The following is a 3,803-nucleotide window of genomic DNA, read 5'->3' on the forward strand; positions in this document are numbered from 1 at the left end:
TTCGACCAGATGATCGCGCCATATTCGAGATCGATGAGTTCGAACGTGTACTGGCTGAAGCGCGAGGCCGTTCCGGAGCGGGTGTCGACCGAGTCGCGGGTGCCGATCCGGCCGACCAGACGGTAGTCCGCCCCGGCCTGGGCGCGGGTGCGGCCCGTGGTGCCGACGTCGACGGCGCCGGCGTCCTTCAGCTCGCGCTCCTGGGCGATCATCCCGGCATATTCCCGGCCGATGAACATGATCTTGCCGGCGGCCGCGCGGTTCAGCCCGACGCGGATGCGGTCGGTGATCAGCGACTTGTCGATGATCTCCGAGCTCTCGTTGCGGAAATATTGCGAGTCGACGATCACCCGCGGCGGCACGGTGGTGCTGAGCAACTGCGGCACGGTCAGCAGGTCGCGCATCATGGCGTCGGCCATCGAGACGATGTCCTGGGACTCCGTGCCGATGCCCTTGACCCCGTCCGGCGAGGTGGTGTCGCGATAGACCGTCGCGGCGGCGCCGCGAGGCGCCTTCTTGCGATCCTGGGCTTGAGCGGGGTGGGTGGCGGCGGCGAGGCCCAGGCTCAGGACAAGCAGCAGGCGCGCGGGTTTGAGAGTCATGGCGATCCCCGGATTCCAGGCGTGCGCCTTCAGAGGCGTCGCCGGTATGTCAGTTGGAAAAGGCGGTCGACGCGCCGGCGGCCTGGCCGCGACGCGCCAGAGCCAGGCCTATTTGCGCGTCGCCGATTGCAGGGCCGGCGTGTAGGCGGGCTGCAGCTCGGGATAGATCGCGTAGGTGGCGTCGAGGATCTGCTGATAGTCGGCGCGCGTCGAATAGTTGACGTACATGAACACGGCCATCTGCTGCACCGAGTCAAAGGACAGGTCCGAGGTCGAGGTCAGGAACTCGGCGCCGCCGATCGACTGCAGGGCCATCGAGCGGCCGGCCTTCTGGCCCAGGCTCTTGCCCAGCATGCCGCCCACGAAGGGCACGCGCTCGGCGGCCTTTTGGCCGGCATATTGCCCGGCCATGCCGCCGATCGCCGACGAGGCCTTGACCTTCATCGACTTGGTCACCCACTCGGCGGTCACGCCGTCGGAGGTGAAGGGCGACATGTATTTGCCGGTCGTGCCTTCGATCGGCGTCGGCGAGACCAGTTCGGACGGCGCCGGAATCTTCACGGGGCCCCAAGCGGTCATCATCAGGGCGACGGCGACCAGCGCCCCGGCTTTTACGAGTTTCATCAGGAGTCCCCCAGTCGATATCGCGAATTCCGGAAGCGGAATTCGGGCGGGTTTCCCGCCCGGTCAGTCACCTCAGCGTGGCTAACCGATAACAACGGTATGGATCCTGACCGCCGCGCGACACCCCCGTTTCAGGGGGTGTCGCGGCCGCCCCGATTGGAGCTCTTCTCATGGGCTGACCCCGCTCCCAGCTTTTTTCGATGGCGCGTTACGCCAAACGGTCGTTTAAAAGTTTCCAAAATCCGCTGTTGGAAGCTCGCCCATGTCCCTCGACGCCCTGTTCAAGCCTTTCGAATTCAAGTCGCTGAAGCTGCCCAACCGGGTGGTCATGGCCCCGATGACCCGGTCGTTCTCGCCCGGCGGCGTGCCGACCGCCGAGGTCGCCGCCTATTATCGCCGCCGCGCCGAGGGTCAGGTCGGCCTGATCATCACCGAGGGCACGGGCGTGCCCGCGACGCCTCTCTGAACGACGCCAATGTGCCGCGCTTTCACGGCGAGAAGGAACTGGCGGCCTGGAAGGTCGTGGTCGACGAGGTTCACGCCGCCGGCGGCCTGATCGCCCCGCAGCTCTGGCATGTGGGCGCCGCCAAGGGCAAGGACGTGCTGGGCAAGATCGACAGCCCCTCGGGCCTGTCCAAGAAGGGCGGCAACCCCTTCACCGAGCCGATGACCGACGCCGAAGTGGCCGACACCATCGCCGCCTTCGCCTCGGCCGCCGCCAACGCCAAGCACCTGGGCTTTGACAGCATCGAGCTGCACGCGGCCCACGGCTACCTGATCGATCAGTTCTTCTGGGAAGGCACCAATGTGCGCGGCGACGGCTTCGGCGGCCCGACCATCGGCGAGCGCAGCACCTTCGCCGCCGAGATCCTCAAGGCCGTCCGCGCCGCCGTGGGTCCCGACTATCCGGTGATCATCCGCCTGTCGCAGTGGAAGCAGCAGGACTATGCGGTCAAGAACGCCGAGACGCCCAAGGAACTCGAAGCCTGGCTGCAGCCGCTGGCCGACGCCGGCGCCGACATCTTCCACTGCTCGCAACGCCGGTTCTGGGAGCCCGAGTTCGAGGGCAGCGACCTGAACTTCGCCGGCTGGACGAAGAAGCTGACCGGCGCCCCGACCATCACGGTCGGTTCGGTGGGCCTGTCGGGCGAGTTCATCGCGGCGTTCGGCGGGGAGGGCAGCCAGCCCGCCTCGATCGACGGTCTGCTGGAGCGCCTCGAGCGCGGCGAGTTCGACCTGGTCGGCGTCGGTCGCGCCCTGCTGCAGGACCCCGAGTGGGTGCTGAAGATCCGCGATGGCCGCACCGACGAACTTAAGGCCTTCGAACGCGAAGCCATGGCGACCCTGTACTAGAGGCCTCCAGACCTGGGGGGCGGCGGTGGCCGCCGCCCCCCTCGTTTCGGGGATGGTTTCACGCGCTTGGCGCGTCGAAGGTGGCGGTCGGAGAGGCGGCACGGGGCCGATCTCGCCGGAGACCGCCCCCATGGATTGGCTTCCCTATCTCGCCGGCCTGTTCGCCCTCGCGGCGCTGTTCCTGCTGGCCGTCGGGCCCTGCTTCGAGACTGAGCTTTAGCCGTTGAAGTTCAGCTTCAGGCGGGCTGCGGCCAGCGGGCCTTGTAGAGCTTGCCCGTGCCCGAGGCGGTGATCCAGGCGTCGCGCATATCGTCGCCGCCGAAACAGATATTGGTCACGATCATGTCTGGAAAGGCGAAATGCTCGGTCGAGCCGTCGGTATCAAAGGCGGTGATCCCGCCATTGATGATCGTCGCGACGCAGACCTTGCCGCCGGCCTCGACCGCCAGGCTGTCGAGAAGCTGGTAGCCCGGCAGGTTGCAGATCACATTGCCTGGCGCGAAGCCGGCCGGCGGGCCAGGACGCCCGGCTCGGCGATGTCGAACGACCACAGCCGCCCCAGGGTGGTGTCGGCCATATAGACGGTCTTCTCGTCCGGCGAGAGGCCCACGCCGTTGGGCGAGACGAAGTGATCGCGTTGCCGCGTGATCTTCGAGCCATCGGTGAGCGCGTAATAGAGCGCGCCGAACTTGCGGCCCTCGGGCGTGCTGCAGCCGTGATCGGTGAACCAGAAGCCGCGCCTGCTTGTCGAACACCAGGTCATTGGGGCCGACCAGCGCTTGCCGTCGCATTCGGTGTACAGCGTGGTGACCGCGCCAGTCTTGATGTCCACCCGCTGGATCGAGCCGCCCGTGTGGCTGGGCGGGGTGGGGCGGGCACATTGAGGCCGCCCATGTCGATGAACTGGAAGCTGCCGCCATTGTTGTGACATAGATCGCCCCGTCCGGACCGATGGCCGCGCCGTTGGGACCGCCGCCGGTCTGCGCCACCGTCTGCGCTTGCCGTCGGGGTGATCCGGCTGAGCCTCTGCTGCCTGGATCTCGGTGAGGATCACCGAGCCGTCGGCCATGGCGATCGGACCTTCCGGAAACAGCAGGCCTTCGGCGACGAGTTCGATGTCCATGCGTCTTCCTTGAGCTGTGCCGCTATGGCGAGTCCCCAGGAGGGGCCCGCTCCGTCTGGTGCGGTGCGCGAACGGGAGGACTATAAGCGCGGGGCCTGGCG

The 3,803-nt window shown here is 67.2% G+C and carries 4 protein-coding genes and 1 pseudogene; 1 reads left to right on the top strand and 4 read right to left on the bottom strand.

Annotation, left to right across the window (positions count from 1 at the left end; translation table 11 throughout):
- The coding region (locus CSW58_RS08520; protein WP_099447004.1) for a penicillin-binding protein activator LpoB at window positions 1-602 on the bottom strand (602 nt) is incomplete at its 3' end.
- A gap of 108 nt (window positions 603-710) precedes the next feature.
- Window positions 711-1,226, bottom strand: a complete 516-nt coding sequence (locus CSW58_RS08525) for a hypothetical protein (RefSeq protein ID WP_099447005.1) — start codon at window positions 1,224-1,226, stop codon at window positions 711-713.
- 262 nt (window positions 1,227-1,488) lie between these two features.
- Between CSW58_RS08525 and CSW58_RS08530 the strand changes: the two are divergent.
- Window positions 1,489-2,579 (top strand): annotated as a pseudogene (locus tag CSW58_RS08530) (NADH:flavin oxidoreductase).
- Window positions 2,580-2,815: 236 nt separating this feature from the next.
- On the opposite strand, the gene CSW58_RS15780 reads toward CSW58_RS08530, so the two are convergent.
- The gene (locus CSW58_RS15780) at window positions 2,816-3,067 is read right to left on the bottom strand and encodes an SMP-30/gluconolactonase/LRE family protein (protein WP_255406571.1); all 252 of its coding nucleotides are present in this window, start codon (window positions 3,065-3,067) and stop codon (window positions 2,816-2,818) included.
- Window positions 3,064-3,702, bottom strand: coding sequence for an SMP-30/gluconolactonase/LRE family protein (locus CSW58_RS08535; protein WP_255406572.1), 639 nt, complete (start codon window positions 3,700-3,702; stop codon window positions 3,064-3,066). The genes CSW58_RS15780 and CSW58_RS08535 overlap by 4 nt, the downstream gene beginning before the upstream one ends.
- Window positions 3,703-3,803: the final 101 nt, after the last annotated feature.

This window comes from Caulobacter sp. B11, from assembly GCF_002737765.1.
Taxonomy (GTDB): Bacteria; Pseudomonadota; Alphaproteobacteria; order Caulobacterales; family Caulobacteraceae; genus Caulobacter.